The sequence below is a fragment of the Streptosporangium carneum genome, from assembly GCF_027922005.1.
GTDB classification, from domain to species: domain Bacteria; phylum Actinomycetota; class Actinomycetes; order Streptosporangiales; family Streptosporangiaceae; genus Streptosporangium; species Streptosporangium carneum.
The window spans coordinates 409,059-430,053 of sequence record NZ_BSEV01000001.1 but is presented as its reverse complement, the minus strand read 5'-3'; the positions used below and the strand labels follow the sequence as shown (position 1 = coordinate 430,053).

Genomic DNA, 20,995 nt, shown 5'->3' with positions numbered 1-20,995 from the left:
CCAGGTTCTCGAACAACACGTCGCCGTCGTAGCCGCCCGTCTCCAGGAAGGCCGTCCTGCGCACCCCGAACGTGCCCGGGTAGTCGGCGCCGAAGCCGCGGTTGAGCAGCATGCGGGCGGTGTCCCAGCGGGCGTGCCAGGGCAGGGGGTCGAAGTAGTTCTGCGGCCTGACCAGGTCGGCCCCCTCCAGCAGGGCGTCGAGCCTGGCCAGCTCCGCCTCGCCGTAGCGGACGTCGTCGTCGGCGATGACCACGTGTTCGGCGCGCGCCCTGCGCAGCCCGGTGATCACCCCGTTGACCTTGCCGTTGGCGAAGACGAGGTCGGCGTCGGGCCGCACGTGCACGACGAGCCCGTCCCAGAGGGCGGCGTGCCGGTCGAAGAGCGGGTCGGGGGAGCCGTCGACGACGATGACCCGGTGGCCGCGTCCCAGCCACCGCAGATACGCGGTCAGCTCCTCCAGCCCCGAATCGTCGTCCCAGCGCAACGGCAGCACGTAGTCGAGGTCCGTCATCGGTCGCCCACCGCCAGGCCCGCCTCGCGCAGCGACGTGCCTCCCCGGGTCCAGCACTCCAGGACGTGTCCGGCGAAGAATCCGTCGAGGGTGAGGGCGCAGGCGGCTCCGTACAGGATGTCGCCGATCAGCTCCGGGTGCGCGGCGGCGAACCCGCCGCACATGTCGTGGGCGGCGATCTGCTCGTGGACGGCGTCGGCCTGCACGTGCTCGTCGTAGAAGCGGCAGGCCGTCGCGTCGCCGCCCAGTCGTCGCAGGCCGCGGCCATACCTGAGGTTGGGCAGGGAGGAGGTCATCTCGAAGGCCGCGAGGTGGCCGAGCAGGGCGGCCCGGTGCCGGCGGTGCAGGCCGAACATGGACATGGCGTTGCCGATCGCCAGGGTGATCGCCGGCACCCGGTCGACGTAGGAGCCATAGGAGTCGTCCAGGTCCAGGGCGCGCATCGTGGCCCGGAACAGCTCCGAGTGCATCCGCTCCAGCCTGCCGCCGCCGTACTCGTCGGCCTGGATCTCCACCAGGGCGGCCTTGGCCCGGCCGCGCAGCCGGGGGATGGCCCATGTGTGGGGGTCCGCCTCCTTCAGGTGGTAGACCGACCGGTGCGCGACGAACTCGCGGAACTGCTCGGGATCGGCCCTCCTCTCCAGGAAGGCCGCGAGTGAGGGACCCTCCTCTGCGGCCACCAGTTCGGTCAGGGCGCGGCGCACGTGCGCGGGCGGCACCTCGGGCGGGCGCGGCACGGTCCGCGCGAGCCCGTCCTCGAACCGCCGTTCCAGCGCCTGCCTGGCCGCCAGCAGCGACGGTTCCCACTCCCATCCGTCGTCCACCTCGTCGAAGCCCTGGTAGTGCAGTTCGTAGCAGGCGAAGAGCGCGAGCTGGAGGTCCTCGTCCTCGAGGGCCGCCTCCCCGGCGCGCACGGGCGGGAGGTCGAACCCGTGGGGCGGGCGCGTCAGCCGTTCGAAGAGCACGGCGGTGATGGGGCCTCGTGGGACGGGCAGGCGCATCTTGGTCTCCAGATGAGGAAAGGCCCGGTGAACGGCCCGGTGAACGGCCCGGTGAACGGCTCGGCGAAGGGCCGGGGCGAAGTCGGCGAAGAGCCCCGGCGGGCGGTCAGCGGCGGTAGACCGACACGTGCGCCCGGCTGTCGTCGGTGAACGGGGCGCCGTTCCAGTCGGCCCACCGGTCCTCGCGTTCCATGTCCGCGAGACGGGCCATCAGGTCGAGCTCGGCGGGCCAGGCGTAACGATGGTTGGCGGGCAGCAGCCGCAGACCGTCGGAGGTCATGTTGACCTTCGTCGTGTACATCATCTGGTCGGCGGGGGACAGCCGCGCCGCCTCCGCCAGCACCCTGTCCTCGCTCAGTGACAGCAGGCGCAGCGCCGTCCCGTTCCGGAACGCGGCCAGATCGGGAATCCACGCCTCGACCACGAACCGGCCGCCGGGCCGCAGATGGGCCGCCGCGTTGCGGAAGCAGGCCACCTGGGCGTCCTGGGAGGGCAACGCGAAGATCGTGTTGATCGCCAGCACGACCAGGGCGAACTCGCCCTCAACCCGGGTGGCGGCGAAGTCGCCGATCTCCACCGGGATGCGGTCGCCTCCGGGCTTGGCGCGCAGCGCCCGCACCATCTCCACCGAGCCCTCGACGCCCGCGACGCTCAGGCCGCGCTCCGCCAGGGGAAGCGCCAGCCGTCCGGTGCCGATGCCGAACTCCAGGACGGGCCCTCCCTCGGCGAGTTCGTGAAGCCGGTTCACCGCGGACGCCGTGCAGTCGCCGGATATGGTCGTGGCATAGACGTCGTCGTAGACGTCGGCGATCGCGCGGCCGTATGCGGACGCGTCGAACGTCTGCGCCATGGGAGCCCCCGTTCCCCTCGTTCCCCGTGGAGATCGTCCGGCCCGCGACGTTCCCCTGGAGGATGCCTGCCCCGCGTCAGGCGACGAAAACGCCGCCTGACCTCGGATGACGGCCGACGTGCGGGGCGCCCGTGCCACGGGTCCGGTCCCCCGAAGGAGACCGGACCGCTCCGCGCGGCGGACCGGACGACGTCCACCGCGGTGGATCGGGCGACGTCCGCGCACCGGGGACGGGTCAGACGACGGCCGCCGTGGTGGGGAAGCGCTCCCAGACCCGGTGCTGTCCCAGCAGCCGGACGACCTCTCCCAGCACCGCCTCGGCGTCGTCCTGGACGATCACACCCGGCGCGTCCGTGTCGATCCCCACGGCGGTGAGCGCCTGGGCGGCATCCGCCCAGCCGCCGATCGGCTTGGCGTGGCGGAACGCCTCGCCGAGCATCAGCAGCACCCGCGGATCGGTGCGCGCCCCGGCGGCCGTGCCGTTTCCCGCCTTGGCGTCCCTGGCCCCGTAGGCGTCCTTGCCGGGCGCGGGCGTGCCGGCCAGCAGCAGAGCGTCGAACTCGACGGACCTGGCCGTGGCGAACGTGCGCTGCACCGTGACGGGGTCGTCGCCGTCCGCTCCGAGCACGCCGCCCGCGGGAGCGATGATCAGCGGCACCATGCCGCCGTCCAGGACCGCCTGACGGACGGCGCGGACCGTGTCCAGGTCGCCGCCGCCGTCGACGACGACGCCGATGATCCTGCCGGTGGTCGGCCAGGTGTGTCCCAGCTGGGAGAGCGCCGGGCTGGGCTCGACGGACGGCAGCGAGTTCACCGGCTTCGGGACCGGCAGGCCCAGGCCCTGGGCCACCTGCTCGCACAGGTACGGGTCGATCTCGGCGAGCACCCTCAGGTTGCGCTCCTTGATCGCCTGCTCGTAGACCTTGCCGAGTTCGAAGGTGTAGGCGGCGATGACGTGCTCGCGCTCGACCGGGGTCAGGCTCAGCCAGAACAGGCGGGGCTGGCTGAAGTGGTCGGCGTACGACGCCGGAGCCTCCCGGACCTTCCGCGCCGCGGGCACCTGCACGGGCGTCTCCCGGTACCCGCCCTCCTGCTGCCCCGCGAAGAAGGGGCAGCCGCCGTCCAGCGAGTTCGGCTTGTACGGCGCGACACCGGAGTGCACCGCGTCCTGGTGGAAGCCGTCACGCAGCATGTCGTTGACGGGGGCGTGGGTGCGGTTGATCGGGATCTGCCCGAAGTTGGGGCCGCCCAGACGGGTGATCTGGGTGTCCAGGTAGGAGAACAGGCGTCCCGCCAGCAGCGGGTCGTCGGTGACGTCGATGCCGGGCACCAGGTGGCCGACGTGAAAGGCGACCTGCTCGGTCTCGGCGAAGAAGTTGACCGGGTTGGCGTTGAGGGTGAGCACGCCGACCGGCTGCACCGGCGACAGCTCCTCAGGAACGATCTTCGTCGGGTCCAGCAGGTCGATGCCCTCGAAGGTCTGCTCCGGAGTGTCGGGGAAGAGCTGGATGCCCAGCTCCCACTGCGGGTGGGCCCCGGCCTCGATCGCGTCGGCGAGGTCGCGCCGGTGGAAGTCCGGGTCCACGCCGCTGATGATCTGCGCCTCCTCCCACACCAGCGAGTGCACCCCTGCCTTGGGCTTCCAGTGGAACTTCGCCAGCGTCGTCGCCCCCTCGGCGTCGACGAGCCTGAAGGTGTGGACCCCGAAGCCCTCCATGGTCCTGAAGGAGCGGGGAATGCCGCGGTCGGACATGTTCCACAGCGTGTGGTGGGTGGCCTCGGTGTGCAGGGAGACGAAGTCCCAGAACGTGTCGTGCGCGCTCTGCGCCTGTGGGATCTCCCGGTCGGGGTGCGGCTTGCCCGCGTGGATGACGTCGGGGAACTTGATCGCGTCCTGGATGAAGAACACCGGGATGTTGTTGCCCACCAGGTCGAAGACGCCTTCGCCGGTGTAGAACTTCGTCGCGAAACCGCGCGTGTCGCGCACCGTGTCGGCCGACCCGCGCGACCCCAGCACGGTCGAGAAGCGCACGAAGACCGGAGTCTCGACGTCCTTGGCGAGGAACGCCGCCCTGGTCACCGTCGTGGCCGTGCCGTACGCGCGGAAGACGCCGTGCGCGGCGGCTCCGCGGGCGTGCACGACGCGTTCGGGGATGCGCTCGTGGTCGAAATGCATGATCTTCTCGCGCAGGTGGTGGTCCTGCAGCAGGACCGGCCCCCGGGGGCCCGCCTTGAGCGAGTGGTCGGTGTCGACCAGGCGCAGGCCCTGGGCCGTCGTGAGGCGCTCGCCGCCCTGCGCGCGCTCCGCCGCCGACACGTCGACGGACTGCCCCGTGGGGCTGAACGGATCGGGACCGCTCTGGTCGGGTTTGGGCGGGAGAGGCTCCCGGGGCTCGGTCGGCTCGTCGACCGTGGGCGGCCGGCTGCCCGGCCTGCCGGGGATCTCGCCGGACGGCCCTCCACCGGACACGACATCGGTCACCTTGTCGACGACCTTGTCCACCGTTTCCCTGATCGGATGGGACTCTTCCATCGTTTCTCCCCCTGAGCCACGGCGACGGGAAGCCCGTCGCCGTCATCGAGAATCGAGTTCGGGCATGCGCCCACCGACGCGCCGACGGTGCGTGACAGAGCGCCGACAGTCGGCAGCAGGGCACGCCATACCCCTGTTTCGATGCTTGAAGCCGCAGGTCATCCGGTATCCGAACGAAGGCCAGGCCACCGGCGCGAATTCGCCCGCGGGCCGGGCCGCGGAGTCGGAACCCGGCACACTTCGTCACTCCCACGGGTGACACGCCCCGTCAGTCGGAAATCCCCCGGGAACACCACGACCCGGGTCCCGCGCGACGCGGGCCCCGGGTCGTTTCGTGCCACGCGCGCGACCTCTGTCACGCGCCGGGCGAACGGGTCACTCGGACTGTTCGGAGGGCACGACGAGGGCCTGCCACGAGGGAGGCATGTTGCGGCTGACCTCGATCCCCGAGAACACCGAGGGCTCCTGCGGTCCGTGCTTCTTCGCCCAGGCGGCCATCTGGGCGAGCCCGTCGTCCAGGGACACCGAGTCCGCGCCCACGCCGAGGATGTCACGGGCCTTGTCGTGGGAGGAGAAGGCGTGCACCACCTCGTGCCTGGCCTCCAGGTGCCGCACACGCAGCGGCGCGTCCATGGCGGCGGCGACGGCGCCTGCCAGATGGTTGACCGTGTACGGCGTGTCGCCGCCGATGTTGAAGGTCTCCCCGTAGGCACGCGGGTTCTCGATCGACCGGGCGATCGGCAGGGCGACGTCGTCGATGTGGCTGAAGGCCCTGGTCTGCTCGCCGTCGCCGAAGACGGTGCACTCCTCGCCGCGCAGGATCTGGTTCATGAAGATGCCGATGACGTTGCGGTAGCGGTCGCCGATGTTCTGCCGCTCGCCGTACACGTTGTGGGGGCGGAAGATGATGTACGGCAGGCCGAACATCTCATGGGTGACCTTCAGCTCCTGCTCGACCGCGTACTTGGCGATCCCGTAGGGGTCCACGGGCGCGGGCGTCAGGTCCTCGGTCATCGGCGGTTCCGCGTGGCCGTAGACGGCGATGGAGGAGGTGAAGACGAAACACCGCACGGTCTCGGCGTTGACGGCCGCGTTGATGAGGTTGACACTGCCGATGACGTTGTTGGTGTAGTTGTAGCGCTTGATGAAGTGGCTCAGCCCCTCGGCGGCGTACGCGGCCAGGTGGAACACGTAGTCGAACTTCCACGTCGCGAACAGGCCGTCCACCACCTCGGGATCGCAGACGCTGCCGTGGTGGAAGTGGGCCCCCTCCGGCACGTTGGCCGCGTCCCCGCCCGACAGGTCGTCGAGCACCACGACCCGGTGACCGGCGCGAACCAGGTCGGCCGCGACGTGGGAGCCGATGAACCCGGCGCCTCCGGTGACAAGTGAGGTGTAGGTCATGGCAGTGCTTCCTTTCCGCCGGTGGTGACGGCACGGTGCGGCACGGGTCCCGACAGGGACCGCCGCGAGGGATGGGACAGATTGGGCGTCGGCGTCTCAACGCGCATGTTCACGTCCCGGCACGAGACGGGGAGAGGGCGCGCGCCGTGATCGCAGCCAGCGCAGGATCATCGCGGCGTGGACGAGTTCGCCGAAGGCGAGCACGGTCACCGCGCCGAGCGCGCCCGCCAGGGGCACGGTCAGGAAGGCCAGCGCCGCGACCGCCAGGAGCGAGACCGCCGCCCCCGCCGCGGTCGCGGTCAGCGCCTCGGTGCTGGCGTTCTCCATCATGTAGTTGGCGCTGCCCGCCGCGAAGATGACCGGGACGCAGGCGATGTAGACGATGACGACCCCCACGCCGCCGTACGGGCGCAGCACCGCCAGGGCCACCCCGAGCACGGTCAGCACGTAGGGCGTCCCCGCCAGCACCAGCAGGCGCAGCCAGCGCGACAGCCGGTCGTAGGCGGCGGTCAGGTCACGCTGGTGCAGGGACCGGGAGACGTCGGGCTGCAGGATGCGCAGCAGGTAGGAGAAGGCGTTGAGGAGTACGGAGGAGGCGGCGGAGGCCAGGTAGAGCCCGGTGCTCTCCGCCTGCGCGCCGGACACCGACAGCGCCACGAACAGCAGGCTCATCGACAGCCCGCCGACCAGGTCGGCGACCGACATCAGCAGCGACGTCCCCACCGCGGCCCGCACCAGGCTGCGGCGCCGCAACCCGCCGAACCGGGGGCGCAGCAGGACGAGCGCCACCACGTTGAGCACGGCCGTGGTGGTCGCGCACAGCGCCAGGAAGACCGTCGGCGTGGCGTCCAGGAACGCCGCCGCCCCCGTCCAGCAGGCCAGCGCCACGCACAGCACGAGATGGTTGGCCACGTCCCGCCCCGGCCTGCCGAGGGCCCTGGCCAGGCCGAGCAGCACCTGGTTGACGCCCACGCAGATCATGTACAGCCCGGCGAGCCCGGCCAGCAGCCACGCCTCCGGCCTCCCCACGGCCAGCACGGTCCCCAGGACGGCGAGCGCCACCAGGAACAGCAGTCCGGCGAGCGTCACGAAGACGCCGACCAGCGAGCCGACGGTGTGCCTCAGGCGCGGGATCAGCTTCAGCGCGCACTTCTCGATCCCGATCGAGGCGAGCGGGGCGAGGAAGGCCATGCTGCCCATGGCCTGCGCGTATCCGGCGTAGTCCGTCGCCCCCCAGACGGCCAGCAGCACGAGGTTGGCCAGCAGCATGGTTCCCCGGAACGCCGCCCGCCCGCCGATCAGCGCCGCCAGCCTCTTCGGCGTGGCCGTCCCGGGAAGCCTCATGCGAAGGGCGCGGCGTAGTCGGAGGTGACGAACTTCCCCTTGCCGCCGGGGGTGATCTGCACGGACTCCGCGGTCACCACCTCCAGCGGGAACTCGCCGCCGGCCAGCGCGAACAGCTTCTCGCGCACGGTCGCGCGCACCTGTTCGCCCGCGTCGTCGCTGGGGACGACGTGCAGGCGCACCAGGCCGTCGGCGTCCTGGTGCACGAAGCACTCGCTGACGCCGGGGTGGGTGGCGGCCAGGTGCAGGAAGGCGTCGGGGTAGAGCCGTTCCCCCGAGGGGAGGGTGACGTAGTCGTTGCTGCGTCCCGTGGTGAGGCGCAGGGTGCGGAAACGGCGGCCGCAGCGGCAGCGGTCGGGTTCGATGAGGCCGATGTCGCCCAGGCTGTAGCGCAGCAGCGGCATGGCGCGCTCCAGGAAGGCGGTGACGACCACGTGACCCGGCTCCCCGTCGGGAAGCGCGTTGCCGTGTTCGTCCACGATCTCGCAGTAGACGCGGTCCTCGCCCAGGTGGGCGCGGCCGTACCGGCAGTCGTAGGCGACGTTGAGCACCTCGAAGGCCGAGTACTCGTCGAAGACGGGGGCGCCGAACTGCGCGCTGAACAGCGCCCGGTGCTCGGGGAGCAGCAGCTCCGACTCTGTCATGACGATCCGCAGGGTCCGCCTCAGCCGCGCCAGCTCCGCGGGGGTGAGCTCGCGCAACAGCGCGCGCAGGTGGACGGGGTAGCCGATCAGGACCTTGGGCCGGTTGGCCAGCAGCTCCGCCTTGATCTCCCGCATCGGCCGGTGCGAGAGGATCACATGCCTCCTGAAGAGGTTGAACCGTTCGAACATCCGGGCGGGCGGCGCGAACGGGCGGATGTGGGTGAGCCGGTCGGTGGGCAGGTATCGGCCGGTGGCCAGGAACCTGCGCACACAGGCGGCCATGTGGTAGTCGTGGCTGTCCTGGTCGTGCAGGATCCTGACCCGTCGCCCGGTGCTGCCGCTCGTCTGGAAGGACAGGCAGTCGTCCTGGTCGACCCCGTCGGCGAGCATGCGTTCCAGCGGCTGCTCGCGCAGCACCTGCTTGTCCAGCACGGGAAGCTGGGACAGCTCGGCGAGGTCGCGCAGCGGGCCACGGGCGTAACGGGGGTCGTCGCGGTAGTAGGGCACCCGGGTGCGGGCCAGTTCCAGCACCTGGTTGAGCCCGCGGAGCTGACGACGGCGCAGCCCCGCCGCGCCGCCGTACTGCCGCGCGATGGTGAGCGGTATGTAGCCCGCCTCCCGGGTGAACATAGCTACACGCTCTCCGGCTGCGCCGAGCGCGGCCTGGTGGTACGGGCGGCCAGGGAGTCCCACCAGCGCTGCGGGCTGAAGAACACGCCGAGCGCCAGCAGCACGTGCACGATGATGAACGCGTACGCCTCGTTCCTGGTCGGCGGGTGGCCGAGGAACACGGTCATGTGCGAGGCCCAGTCCCACACGTCGGGAATGGTGGCGTAGGCGGGGTCGGTGTGGTCGTTGACCGTGAGGAAGGCGAAGTCCTCCAGGCCCGACAGCATCAGCAGCAGCATGCCGTAGGCGAGCCTGCGCGTCGTCGCCGCGGTGCCGCCGCCCAGCCGGTTGGCCAGCGTCAGCGACAGGATGATCAGCGGCGTCAGCGTGAGCACGTGGTAGTACAGGGCGTAGAAGGACTCCCTGGTCCCGGTCTCCACTCCGCCGAAGAAGAAGATCTTGGGGACGAAGTAGAGGAAGTAGACCAGGAACGCCACCGGCACGGTCCACAGCACGAGCCTGATGCGCTTGGCCCATTCCACGTCGAGCCTGGCCACGGCCTCGGTGGCGAAGACGAAGGGCAGCAGCTTCACCAGGAAGAGCCACAGCGACTTCACCTCCCGGTCGTGTGGCAGGCCGAACCAGACGAACGCCGCGGCGGCGACGGCCAGTCCCGCGAATATCAGGAAGCCGAGGGGCTTACGGGGGAGCATGGGGAACCTTTCGTATCAGGCTCGATCTCGAATCTGAGGGTGCGCAGTGCCCGGTCGACGGCGTCTTCCAGCAGCTCACGCGTGTCGGCGACCATGACCAGGTAGCCGAGCTTGTGTCCCGCCTGCGTGTAGGCGCGCACGTGGTCGCCGGGCGACTTGAACACCTGCACCTCCACGACCTCGGGCATCCGCTCGAGCTCCTCCAGCCCCTCGACGGCGGTGAGCACGCCGTCGGTCTCCGAGGCCAGGATCCGCAGCATGGCGGTCCGCCGGTGCGCGGTGTCGATCGTCAGCGGCTCGCCCAGGGCGAGCCGGATGGCCGCCTCGACGGTGTTCAGCCCGAACGCGTGCTGGACCATCAGCGGCATGCCGTTGCCGCCCAGCCTGGCGCCCATCTCGATGAAGTGGATGTCGCCGCCGGGGGTGAGCACGAAGTCGAAGTTGACGGGTCCCTGCCGGTGCCCGACCTCGGCGCAGATCGCGGTGATCGCCTCGCCGAGCCGGGCGTGGACGGACTCGTCGAGGTCGGCGGGCACCACGTGGGAGACGCTGATCATCGCCGGTGGCCCGGTGATGACGCGGTCGGTGACCGCCATGAAGGCGAGCCTGCCGCCGGCGAAGAAGGACTCCACCGCGCCGTGCCTGCCCTCGACCAGCTCCTCCAGGATCACCTGGCGGGAGAAGGAGTGCTTCCAGGCGTACTCGATCGCGCCCAGCAGGTCGTCGGGGCCGTCGAGCACGGTGATCCCCTTGCTGCCCGACGAGTCGGCCGGCTTGACGATCAGCGGGTAGCCCAGGTCCGCCGCCGCCCGGGTGAGCTCCTCGGCGCTGTCGTGCTGGACGTGGCGGTAGGAGGGCAGCCCCACCCGGCCGACCACCTCCCGGAAGAATCCCTTGTCCACCGAGCAGCGCAGCGCGTCGGGCGCGGTCTGGTGAGCCGTGCGGTAGATCCGGCTCAGCTCGGCCACCGACTCCTGGGCGGCGTCGCTGGCGGGGGAGATGACGGCCGCGACGTCGATCGGGCCCAGGGCGCGGGCGATCCCCTCCGGATCCCTGCTGGTCATGCAGAGGAACTGGTCGGCTTCCGCCGCGCCGAGCGCGTCCGGGCGCTGGTCGACGCCGATGACCCGGTACCCGAGCCTGCGGCCCTCGCGATAGGCGGGGATCTGGTCCTCGCCCCCGCCGAGCACGATGAGGTTTCTCAACTGGCGTCCTCCCAGACCTCTGGTTCCCTGAACTGACCGACGACGTGGGGTGTCTCGTAGCCGTATAGGGCCTCATCCGCGCGGATCGGGATGTTGGCCTCACGAATCTGGTAGCGGGGCACGCCGATCGCCTGTACGCGCATCACCCGCACGAGGTAGCGCGCGACCACGAGCAGCAGGGCGAGCGTGACCAGGGCCGCGGCCAGGCCGGCCAGCTCGACCGCGACAGGGCCGAGCCGCCCGGCCAGCGTCAGCGCCATGGTCGCCGCCCCCGCGGCCAGTACGGCGCCCGCCAGGCCGATCAGCCAGGTCAGCGGCCTGAACGAGAACCCGACGAAGAGCTCGATGGCGTGCGAGAACAGCTTGCGCAGGTTCCACTTGCCGGTGCCGTCCAGGCGTGGATGGTGCGCGGTGGGCAAGGTGGTGTACCGGGCGCCGAGCAGCGGCGCGGTGGCGATGAAGTACGGCGTGGACAGCCTGCTGTCCACCACCTTGTGCGCCACGCTGGTCCTGACGATCCGGAACACCGACGCGCCCTGCGGCAGCTCGATGCCGAGCCACCGCCGGGCGATCGTCTGGTGCGCCCACGTGCCGAGCCGCCGGTGCCAGGGGTCCTGCCGGTTCTCGCGCACGGCGAAGACCACGTCGTACCCCTCGAGCGCCTTCTCCACCAGACGGTGCACCTCGTGCGGAGGCGACTGCAGGTCCGCGTCGAACTGCACCGTCCACATCTTGGAGGCGTACTTGAAGCCCGCGGAGAAGGCCGCCTCCAGGCCGAAGTTCCTGGCGAAGGAGATGTACTTCACCAGGGGGTCCTCGGCCGCGAAGCCCTTGATGGCCTCCAGGGTGCCGTCGGTGCTGCCGTCGTCGACGAACAGGAGCTCGACGTCCTCGTACTTCACCAGCTCGGCCCGGATCTCCCGGTACGCGCGCTCGACGCAGTCGATCTCGTTGTAACACGGGATCATCGCGGTGATGCCGGGGCGCGGCATGCGGACGGCCCTCCTGCCCGCATGCGCGCCCGTCGAATGTAAGGAGTCGGACATCAGGTCAGTCGAACATCGCGTGCATGGTCTCGTGAGTGGCTTCCTTCTTGGTGTCCGACTCACTGGCCCAGCAGGTGTTGAGGATGATGCGGGTCCTGTCCGCGTTCAGCGGGATGGTGCGGTGCAGCGTGGTGTCGGAGCGCAGGAAGTACAGGTCGCCGGTGACGTGCCCGTACGTCTTGATCGGGTGCTCCTGGAGGTACTCCTCGACGCGCGGGTCCTGCTTGTTCCAGTCGGTGTGCGGGACGCACTGGAGCTGGCCGCCGTACTCGGCCCCCGGGGCCTCGATGATCCAGATCACCGTGAAGCTGAAGTCGCCCCAGTGCCAGCCGTGCGTGTCCCCCCTCTTGTGCTGGCGGATGGCGATGTACTTCTCCTCCTCCCACGGGCACAGCTTGACCGGCTGCGCCGCCAGCTGTGACAGGAAGCCCATCAGCGCCTGCGACTCGTAGACGGCGGGGATGAGCTCGCTGTCCTTGGCGATCGCCTGCTGGCTGATCGTGCTCATGTAGCGGGGTGAGTTGCCGGTCTCGGCCAGCTGGATGTCGATCCGCTTCTCGTGCAGGTCGAGCAGCCGGTGAACCTCCGTGCTGACCTCCTGGAACAGGTCCTGGGGGACCAGTCCGGGCAGCTTCACGTAGCCTTCGCGGCGGAAGTGCTGCGACAGCTTGCGCACGGCGTGCTCGTCCGCGTACGCGGACGTCAGGTGCTCGGCGAGACGCTGGTCAATCGTTTCCTTCAGCGACATCTGACAGCTGACCTTTCTCTGTTGACGGTGACCCCTCAGATGAGGGTGAATCACCAGAAAGCGCACGACCCTGGGAGGCGTCGAGCACTTTCACGATCTTGATCTTTCCGTTGGCCTCTGGGACGATCCGGCGCTCCCGCCGTACGGTGACCTCCAGGTCGGGCGCCTTGCGCCGGACCGCGTGGCCGATGTCGTCCAGCACGTCGGCGCGGGCGTCCTCGGCGAGGATCACCAGCACCTCGATCGCCCCCGGGCGGCTCTGGAGCAGTTGCATCCTGCTCACCTCGGGGAAGGTCTGGACGGCGCTGGTGAGGAAGTCCCCGTAGTACCGCCTGCCGTCGGCGGCGACGATGCGGTCCTCGCTGCGGCCGACGACCTCCCGGACGATCGGGGTCGCGGCCACCCCGCAGGGGCAGTCGTTGGGGGTGATCCGCACCCGGTCGCCGAGCCGGTAGCGGATCAGCGGCATCGCCTCGCTGCGCAGCCTGGTGACGAGGATCTCGCCCTGGCCGTCCTCGACGGAGACGGTCCCGTCCTCGTGCTCGACCTCGACGACCAGGTCGGTCGTGCGAAGGTGCAGGCTGCCCCGCGGGCAGGTGCGGGCGATGGTGAAGACCTCGACCGAGGCGTACACCTCGCGGTGGGTCGCGCCGAAGTAGTCGAGGATGTGCGCGCGGGCGGTCGGGGTGAGCCGTTCGCCGCCGAACAGCACGGTCCTGACGCCCTCGTGGGCGAGGCCGCGTCGCCGCAGCTCGTCCACGACGCTGGCGATGACGTTGGGGAACCCGATCAGGAACGTGGGCCTGGCCGCCAGGAACGCCGCCACCTGCTCGTCCAGCGTCCGGTCGGTCGGGATGTGGAAGCCGCGCAGCACCCCCGCCCGCTCCAGCGGGTGGCGCAGGAACGGCGCGACCCTGAAGTAGGCGATGCGGTCGGCGGGACGCAGCCCGTTGGACAACATGTCCTGCAGGTAGGTCGCGCGGAGGTAGCCCAGGTCGCGTTCCGAGTTGCGGATCGTGATCGGTATTCCGGAGGAGCCGCTGGTCGTGGCGGCGCGGGTGTTGGCGTCGGTGAAACCGTCCGCGAGCAGCTCCGTGCCGGTGGCGGCCTCGTGCAGGTCCGTGCGGTCGAGCACGGGGAAGCCGGCCAGGTCGTGCGCGGTCCGCAGCCCCTCGACCTGCGCCGGGGTGAGGACCCGCCGGTAGTGGGGGACGTTCGCGTGGGCGTGCCGTACCAGCGCGCGCAGCAGCCGGGACTGGATGTGCCGCTGCGCGCCGTAGGGAAGGCGCTCCTGGCGACGGATCCTGGCCAGATGGTAGGCCACCGGCACGAGGTTGATCGTGGATCGCAGCCTGCTCACGGCCTCACCCCGTCGGCCGTCAGGATCGGCGTCCCGTGCTCCCCGCAGCGGTCCACGGTGAGGTGGTCGGTGCCCGGCAGGCTGATGTTCGCCAGCGTCGGCCTGTGCCGCCGCAGCATGGTGAACAGCGGCCCCGCCTGGCCCTGGCGCGTGTGGACGCGCCGCCAGTTCACGTGCGCCCGGCCGCAGCCGCGATGGCGCGCGCCGAGGTAGCCGAGGCGGACGTCGTGCAGGACCTCCGCGCCCCGCGACGGTCCGTCCGGGTCCTCGGGCGGCGCGCCGGGCGTGCCGAGCGCCGCGGGGGACCGACGCAGGAAGATCCGCGCCCGGTCGGGCCGGTCGTCCAGCTCCGCGATCTGCGCGGCGTCGCCCAGCAGTCCCGGCTCGTGAGCGGCGCGCAGGGCCCGCAGGCCGGCCGACCGCAGCTCCGGGTCGGCCACCTCCGCCGCAGCGCTGAGCACGACGTGGTAGCGCGCCCCGCCCGGGCCGATCCTGTCCCAGTCCAGCAGGGCTTCGCGCACCTCGAACAGCGGCCGGTCGCGCCGGTGGCTCCCCGTCAGCTCCAACGCCTCGAACAGCTCGGCGGGCTCGCCGGCCCACGCGGGCGCCTCCCGCCGCCGCTCGTATGGCGCGCCCAGCGGATACAGCCGTTCCAGCAACGAGTCCAGCCGCGACGCCGACGTCACCACGGGCTCGTCGAGCCGCGCGCCCGCCTCCGCCCACATCTCCCGGTAGTACGGCACGGTCGCGAACGCCCGCGCCACGACGGCCCGGTATCCCCTGTCCCAGGCCGACTGTGAGAATCCCCGTCCGTTCATCTCAGTAGAAGGTGTTCTGATCGTGGATGAGCAGCCACTGCCCGTCGACGCGGGTGAAGTACAGGGTCAGGTAGTAGACCTTCTGGTACGGCTGCCCGTTCGGGTCCAGGTCGTCGTAGACCACCGACAGCACCGTGAACGCGGAGTCCCCCACCGTCTCCGTCCGGACGATCTCGGCCCGCATCGACCAGTCGGGGTCGTCGAACCAGGTGGCGTGGAACTCGGCGACGGCGTCCCTGCCCCGAAGGAACGTTCCGTTCGGCAGGATCAGCGACGCGTCCTCGTGCACGGTCGCCAGGTAACCGTCCAGGTCACGTGCCTCGATCGCTTTCAGGTGCGTGCCGAGCGCCTGTGAGAACTCCATGGTCTTTCCTCTCTGAGGTTTTACGGTCACCACGCGGCGATCACCGTGGACTGGGGAACGAGCTCGCATCCGAAGCGCTGTTTCAGCTCGGCCATCCCCTTGCCGAACTCGCAGCCCTCACGGCCATGCGCGATCATGTAGCCGATCTCCCGCAGGTACAGGTCGAAGTAGAGGTCGCGCCGACCGCCGTCCCGCACTTCCAGCGAGCCGTTCACCGTCGTGACCAGTCGCCTGCCGTCGTCGAACGTCAGGTCGAAGGAGAGCAGCAGCTCCTGGTCGAGATGACCGAAGTAGCGCACCCCTTCCTCACCGCTGAGCGCCCTGAAGTAGCGGGCGGGCAGGGGCGGGGCGAGACGGCCGTGCTTGCGCACGGTGGCCTGGGCGAGCACGCTCGCCTGCACGGGGTCGATGTCGTCGACGCCCGCCATCACCCGCGTCCGCTCGGACGCCTCGTCGTGGACGCGGCGCAGTCGGCGCCGCCGGTCACGCGGCAGGTCCGCGAAGTAGCCGGCCATGTCCGACCAGCGGTTCGGCAGCAGCGTGTTGGGCGCGGTGGTGACCCTGGGCCGGAACCTGCGTCCCACCGTGGGGAGCAGGTCCGCGGTGATCTGCCGGTAGAGGACGCCCAGGCAGCGTCTGCCCAGCCTGCGGCGCAGCGCTTTCTCGAACGCGGCCACCGCCTCGCTCCGATCCGCGGGGCCGAGCTCGGCCGCGAACGCGAACCCGTTGGTGAACCCGACGAGCAGGCGGCAGTCGAACCAGCCGACCCACGGCAGCGCCCCCGGCTCGGCGTACCTGCCCCGGACCTGCGGCAGCCCCGTCACGGCGCCGCTGAACAGGCCGACGACCTGGCTTCCCTCACGCACGATCCCCAGATAGACCGGCCGGGCGGCACACCAGGCGACCGCCGTGAGCGCCTCCGCCTGCCAGGCGGCGATCAGGCCTTCCTGCTTGCGGAAGACCTCCCAGTCGGCGGGCACCGGTTCCAGGGTGGGGTCGATGATCTCAACGTGCATCGGACTCCCCCGGCCTGAGCTGGGCGAGCACCCGATCGCGCAGGGGGCGATCGCCGCGATCGCGGTAGGCGTGGACCGCGGCGACGAGTTCGGCCCGGTCGAAGACCTCCTCGAGCCGCCTCAGCGGCGGGCCCGCCTCCGTGCCGAACAGGGTCAGGTAGAGCGTCCGGTACGACTCGCGGGTCCAGCGTTCCGGCAGGTCGCCGCCGACGAGCAGGTCCCCTGGCTCGGCTTCGGCGACCTGGTCGATCCAGCACCGGCCGTGGGCGGCCAGCCAGGCGTGGGCGTGCCGTACCCGCTCCGCCGCGGCCTGGCCGAGGACGGCGGTCACCCGTTCGACGTCGTAGCAGTGGGTCTGGAGCAGACCGAGCACGGCGCGCATCCCGGGCAGCCGGACCGTCTCGTCGTTCTCGTCGGTGATGAGGTCGTGGAGCGCGACGGCTCGGCGGTCGCCCGCCCGCACCTTGGCCAGGAAGCGGTCGTAGGCGTCGTAGTAGGACAGGAAGGCCGCGAACTCCAGGCTGAGCCGGAAGTCGGACAGGCAGTTGGGCCTGCCGTACAGGAAGAGGATCAGCCGGGGCGGCATCACCCGCATGAGGTCGCCGAGCGTCATGCCGCCGCCGCGGGAGCCCGACACCTTGCCGCGGTCGCCGAACTGGCGGACGAGGCCGTACGGCACGATCACCGGCTGGTGCGCGCGGAGGTACTCGCGGTAGATCACCCGGGTGCGGTCCATCGTGCTGCCCGCGCTGCAGTGGTCCTGACCCGCGGGTTCGCAGTCGATCCGCTCGTGGGTGACCCGCAGCGTCCAGTCGAGCGCCCAGGACGGCTTCACCAGCTCGATGCGCCTGGTGGTGGTGAGCGCGCCGCAGGACGCGCAGGCGTAGCGCACCCGGTCGCGGCCCAGCCTCAGGTTGCGGGTGGCCCCCCTGCCGCACTGCTCGCAGTAGACGCTGAACAGGTGCTCGGGCGCCTGTCCGAGGAGTTTGGCCAGCTTCCCCGCGCCGGCCAGGTAGCGGCGCTGCAGGGGCACGTAGGTGCCGGCGAGATAGCGTTCGTGCTGGTAGTGGGTCTGCCAGGGGGAGTCGGCCGGGGTACGGCCGTCGGCGTCGGCGTCGGCGGGGCAGATGCCCATCCGCTTCAGCTCGGCGACGTAGCGGCGGCAGATCCGGGTGCTGCGCTCGGTGGCGGCCCCCAGCGGGCGCAGCCCGTAACCCGCCAGGTCAGGCTGCTCCACCGCCTGGCTGACCCTGATGGGGTCGTAGTCGTCGAAGCTGAGCAGGATCAGCGAGTCCTGTCCGAGGCGCCGCAGCGCCCGGTGGACCAGGTACGCGCAGGCGGTGTCGCGGAAGTTCCCGACATGGAACCAGCCGCTCGGCGACATGCTGGTCTGGATCACCACCCGTCGCCCGGGGCCGTGCCGCTCGACCAGGCGCTGCGCGTAGTGGTAGGCCCAGTGCGGATGGGACCGGTCCTGTTTGAACAGGTCGGTGTAACCGACCCTCGCCGACGTGCTCATGCGCCTGCCCTAGGAGACCGCACCGGCCAGGTTCTCGGTGCTCCACAGCTGCGGATGCTCCTGGAACCAGGCGATGGTGTTCCGCAGCCCCTGCTCGACCGGCGTTCTCGGCGCCCAGCCGAGGCGGGTTCCGGCGAGCGTGATGTCGGGACGGCGCACCTCGGGGTCGTCCTGCGGCCGTGGCACGAACGCGATCTCCGACGCGGTGCCGGTGAGTTCCTTGATCCACTCCGCCAGGGCGAGCATGGAGATCTCGTGCGGGTTGCCGATGTTGACCGGCCCGGCCAGGTCGGAGTTGAACACCCGGAAGACCCCCTCGACCAGGTCGTCCACGTAGCAGATCGACCTGGTCTGGCTGCCGTCCCCGGACACGGTGATCGGCTCGCCGAGCAGCGCCTGCCTGATGAACGTCGGGATCGCCCGGCCGTCGAAGGGCCGCATCCTGGGGCCGAACGTGTTGAAGATCCGCAGGATCGCGGTGTCGACGCCGCAGGCCCGGCGGAAGGCCATGGTCATGGCCTCGGCGAAGCGCTTGGCCTCGTCGTAGACGCCACGCGGCCCGACCGGGTTCACGTTGCCCCAGTAGCTCTCCGGCTGCGGGTGGACGAGCGGGTCGCCGTACGCCTCGGAGGTGGAGGCGAGGACGAACCGCGCGCCCTTCTCCTTGGCCAGCTCAAGGGCGTTGTACGTGCCGCTCGAACCGACCCGGAGCGTGTCTATGGGCAGCCGGAGGTAGTCCACGGGCGAGGCGGGCGAGGCGAAGTGGAGCACGGCGTCCACGGCTCCCGAGACGACCAGGTGCTGGGACACGTCCACGCGAACCAGGCGGAAGTGGTCGTCAGCCATGAGGTGCTCGACGTTGGCGACGCAGCCGGTGAGGAAGTTGTCGACACAGATGATGTGATAACCCTCGGCGAGAAAACGCTCACAAAGATGCGAGCCGAGGAATCCAGCGCCACCGGTAATGGCCACGGCGGGCCTTCTCATATGAACTTCTTGCTTTTCTGCCCAGCCCCGACGACAGCATTGAACAACACGATTACATTCCCCATTTGCCCGTTTTGGCGCAGCCGAGTAGTTCTGCGCCCCAGCAAAATAATTGAAACTTTGAACGCTCCAGCGCGCGTCCTTTAAGAGCGCTTTAGACGCTTCCGGGAGGGTATGCCGAGGGGAACGCCACCGTCAACCGTCTCGGTTGACCAAAAGCTGTCAACATATGGATATACCGATATATAACGGACATTTCGGCATCAATGACGGCTTTTAGATTGTTAATCAATAAGGCGGCGGACACGGCTCTGACCAGCGAATACTTGTCGCATGCTGCACACTGAGATGTTTAACGGTCACTGTACGCACTCTTAATGGTGCAGTCATATGCCTTTCGGGCGGCCGCCATTCGCCTTGACTGTGCACGCAGAGACAGGACCCCGCCCTGAGCGCCAGTCATCGAATGTCGGCCCCGCGCGGTTTCCGCCGAGCCCGGCGGACGCCGATAATTCACTCGCGCAGGCCACAGGGCGATTGACCGTCGCACACGCGGAGCCGGAAAACCCCGCGGACCGCGTCGCCGCGGCGGACTGGAGCGGTCCGACGCGCGCGGCCGAACACGGGCTCCGGCTCGCGGCCGAACACGGAACGAAGAATATCCCGTACAGACCGTGTTCGCCGGACGGTCGACGGGGAATTCGTTTCGTTCCGTTCGTTTGTTGTCAAATGATTTGTTTGTTTGCCATCAAATGATTTGCCGGAGAACCCGGTTTCCTTCGCGATCAGGCGGTTCCCGCGGAGCGTCTCCGCGGCGCGGGCTCCTGCCCGCTCACCCGTGCGTTCCGGGGCTCGCCCATGTTCGGCCGCCGCCTCTCACGGGAGCAGCGCGTAGCCGTACAGCGCTCCGGACGGACCTGTTCCGAGTGTGCGGAGCCGCTGAGCCGCGAGCCCGGGGAAGGACCCCTTCTTCCGGACGCCGCCGATGAGGACCACCGCGCCGCTGTCGGGGGAGCCGACGAGCAGATCGTCGAAGACGTTCCCTCCCCGCCGGACCGCGGCCAGGGCCGAGCCGAAACCGTTCCCGCCGTGGGGGATGAGAACGTTGTGACGGCTGGTCAGGCCACCGGAACGGGTGCCCGCCAGCACCTGTACCGCGCTCTCCCCCGGCGCGCCGATCGCCAGGTCGTCGTCTCCGTCCCCGTTGAAGTCGCCCGCGGCGAGTGACGCGCCGAAGCGGTCGGCGTAACGCGTCCTCCCCCTGACGCCTCGGGAGTTCTGCGTCCACATCTCACTGCCGAGGGAGCTCAGCCCTCGCGGCGAGCCGTACAGCACGTTGACCGCTCCGGCGCCGTACTCGAGGGCGCGCACGTTCGCGTCGAGGTCCTCCCCGGGCACGCCGATCGCCAGGTCGTCACGACCGTCGGCGTTGAAGTCGCCGGAGGCCAGGGACGCGCCGAAGTGATCCCACTTCTCTCCCGCGCCTTTCACGTTGGGGCTCTCCTGCGTGTAGGGACCCGCCTGCCTCGCGGCGATGTCCAGGACCGTCACCGACCCCGCCCCTGAGCGCAGCCCTCCGTCCCCCGGCGCGCCCACCGCGATCTCGTCCCTGCCGTCGCCGTCGAAGTCCCCGGTCGCGATCACCGATCCGAACTCGTCGGTGTTCAGCGCCTCCTGGGCGACCCACGGGGTCGCCTTGGTGATCATGTACGGCTTGCGTCCCCTGACCCCGTAGACGCCCACGCCGCCCCCGACGTCGAGCCCGGGAGTCCCGATGACCAGTTCGTCGGCGTCGTCGCCGTCGAGCTGCCCCGCCTCGAGCGCGGCGCCGAAGCGATCACGGGCCGGGCGCAGTCCGAAGTCGGTGACGTCCAGAGTCCTTCCCGGGCGCAGTCCACGAGGTGATCCGTGGAACAGGTGCACCACGCCGTCACCGTCCGCCCCCGGCTCCCTGCCGCCCAGGAACTCCTCGGACGCGCCGACGGCGAGATCGGCGCAGCCGTCGCCGTCGAAGTCTCCGGTCGCGACGGCGGAACCGAACGAGTCGCCGGTCTCCGCGGCGTCGGGCACGCCCTCGCTGTCCTGGGACAACCGCTCGGCCCTGGTCACGCCGTACATGACGGTCACCGCGCCGGCCCGGAACCCGTCGCCGACCGTGGCGTACGGCGCCGTGATCACCGCGTCGGCGCGGCCGTCCGCGTCGAAGTCAGAGGCCACCCCGGAACACGCCCTGACGGCGCCGGAGGTGGTCACGGGAACGAGAAGGGAGGTGACGAGAGCGGAGACGAGAAGGACGCTCATGGTCGAACTGTCCCCACACCCG

The 20,995-nt window shown here is 70.3% G+C and carries 17 protein-coding genes; all 17 read right to left on the bottom strand.

The window, feature by feature from the left end:
* Nucleotides 1-507 precede the first annotated feature (507 nt).
* The 17 genes from PKF00_RS01990 to PKF00_RS01910 all read right to left on the bottom strand — a co-directional run bounded on the left by PKF00_RS01990 (nucleotide 508) and on the right by PKF00_RS01910 (nucleotide 20,973).
* On the bottom strand, nucleotides 508-1,512 hold the full coding sequence (locus tag PKF00_RS01990; protein ID WP_271215575.1) for an iron-containing redox enzyme family protein: 1,005 nt from the start codon (nucleotides 1,510-1,512) through the stop codon (nucleotides 508-510).
* A 106-nt stretch (nucleotides 1,513-1,618) separates the two neighbouring features.
* Nucleotides 1,619-2,362, bottom strand: coding sequence for a class I SAM-dependent DNA methyltransferase (locus PKF00_RS01985; protein ID WP_271215574.1), 744 nt, complete (start codon nucleotides 2,360-2,362; stop codon nucleotides 1,619-1,621).
* Between the two features lie 235 nt (nucleotides 2,363-2,597).
* Nucleotides 2,598-4,895 (bottom strand): catalase, encoded by a 2,298-nt coding sequence (locus tag PKF00_RS01980; RefSeq protein ID WP_271215573.1) that lies wholly within the window; start codon nucleotides 4,893-4,895, stop codon nucleotides 2,598-2,600.
* 375 nt (nucleotides 4,896-5,270) lie between these two features.
* Nucleotides 5,271-6,299, bottom strand: a complete 1,029-nt coding sequence (locus tag PKF00_RS01975) for an NAD-dependent epimerase/dehydratase family protein (RefSeq protein ID WP_271215572.1) — start codon at nucleotides 6,297-6,299, stop codon at nucleotides 5,271-5,273.
* Nucleotides 6,300-6,395: 96 nt separating this feature from the next.
* On the bottom strand, nucleotides 6,396-7,643 hold the full coding sequence (locus PKF00_RS01970; protein ID WP_271215571.1) for a hypothetical protein: 1,248 nt from the start codon (nucleotides 7,641-7,643) through the stop codon (nucleotides 6,396-6,398).
* On the bottom strand, nucleotides 7,640-8,917 hold the full coding sequence (locus PKF00_RS01965; RefSeq protein ID WP_271215570.1) for a phenylacetate--CoA ligase family protein: 1,278 nt from the start codon (nucleotides 8,915-8,917) through the stop codon (nucleotides 7,640-7,642). The genes PKF00_RS01970 and PKF00_RS01965 overlap by 4 nt, the downstream gene beginning before the upstream one ends.
* 2 nt (nucleotides 8,918-8,919) lie before the next feature.
* On the bottom strand, nucleotides 8,920-9,609 hold the full coding sequence (locus PKF00_RS01960; RefSeq protein ID WP_271215569.1) for a hypothetical protein: 690 nt from the start codon (nucleotides 9,607-9,609) through the stop codon (nucleotides 8,920-8,922).
* A complete protein-coding gene (locus PKF00_RS01955; protein ID WP_271215568.1) occupies nucleotides 9,579-10,814 on the bottom strand; it encodes an ATP-grasp domain-containing protein in 1,236 nt (411 codons plus the stop codon). The genes PKF00_RS01960 and PKF00_RS01955 overlap by 31 nt, the downstream gene beginning before the upstream one ends.
* Nucleotides 10,811-11,806 (bottom strand): glycosyltransferase family 2 protein, encoded by a 996-nt coding sequence (locus PKF00_RS01950; protein ID WP_271215567.1) that lies wholly within the window; start codon nucleotides 11,804-11,806, stop codon nucleotides 10,811-10,813. The genes PKF00_RS01955 and PKF00_RS01950 overlap by 4 nt, the downstream gene beginning before the upstream one ends.
* Nucleotides 11,807-11,864: 58 nt before the next feature.
* Nucleotides 11,865-12,608 carry a HalD/BesD family halogenase gene (locus PKF00_RS01945; protein ID WP_271215566.1) on the bottom strand — a complete coding sequence of 248 codons (744 nt, stop codon included), beginning with the start codon at nucleotides 12,606-12,608 and terminating at the stop codon, nucleotides 11,865-11,867.
* Complete coding sequence (locus PKF00_RS01940) at nucleotides 12,586-13,968, bottom strand: phenylacetate--CoA ligase family protein (RefSeq protein WP_271215565.1); 1,383 nt, start codon at nucleotides 13,966-13,968, stop codon at nucleotides 12,586-12,588. Before PKF00_RS01940 ends, PKF00_RS01945 begins: the two co-directional genes overlap by 23 nt.
* Nucleotides 13,965-14,786, bottom strand: a complete 822-nt coding sequence (locus PKF00_RS01935) for a hypothetical protein (RefSeq protein ID WP_271215564.1) — start codon at nucleotides 14,784-14,786, stop codon at nucleotides 13,965-13,967. The genes PKF00_RS01940 and PKF00_RS01935 overlap by 4 nt, the downstream gene beginning before the upstream one ends.
* A 1-nt stretch (nucleotide 14,787) precedes the next feature.
* Nucleotides 14,788-15,150: a YybH family protein gene (locus PKF00_RS01930; RefSeq protein WP_271215563.1), complete on the bottom strand. Its 363-nt coding sequence runs from the start codon at nucleotides 15,148-15,150 to the stop codon at nucleotides 14,788-14,790.
* Nucleotides 15,151-15,176: 26 nt separating this feature from the next.
* Nucleotides 15,177-16,166: a hypothetical protein gene (locus tag PKF00_RS01925; protein ID WP_271215562.1), complete on the bottom strand. Its 990-nt coding sequence runs from the start codon at nucleotides 16,164-16,166 to the stop codon at nucleotides 15,177-15,179.
* Entirely contained in the window at nucleotides 16,156-17,685 is a 1,530-nt protein-coding gene (locus PKF00_RS01920; RefSeq protein ID WP_271215561.1) for a nucleotidyl transferase family protein, read from the bottom strand. Before PKF00_RS01920 ends, PKF00_RS01925 begins: the two co-directional genes overlap by 11 nt.
* A gap of 9 nt (nucleotides 17,686-17,694) precedes the next feature.
* Nucleotides 17,695-18,672: a UDP-glucuronic acid decarboxylase family protein gene (locus PKF00_RS01915; RefSeq protein ID WP_271215560.1), complete on the bottom strand. Its 978-nt coding sequence runs from the start codon at nucleotides 18,670-18,672 to the stop codon at nucleotides 17,695-17,697.
* 876 nt (nucleotides 18,673-19,548) lie between these two features.
* Complete coding sequence (locus PKF00_RS01910; RefSeq protein WP_271215559.1) at nucleotides 19,549-20,973, bottom strand: FG-GAP repeat protein; 1,425 nt, start codon at nucleotides 20,971-20,973, stop codon at nucleotides 19,549-19,551.
* Nucleotides 20,974-20,995: the final 22 nt, after the last annotated feature.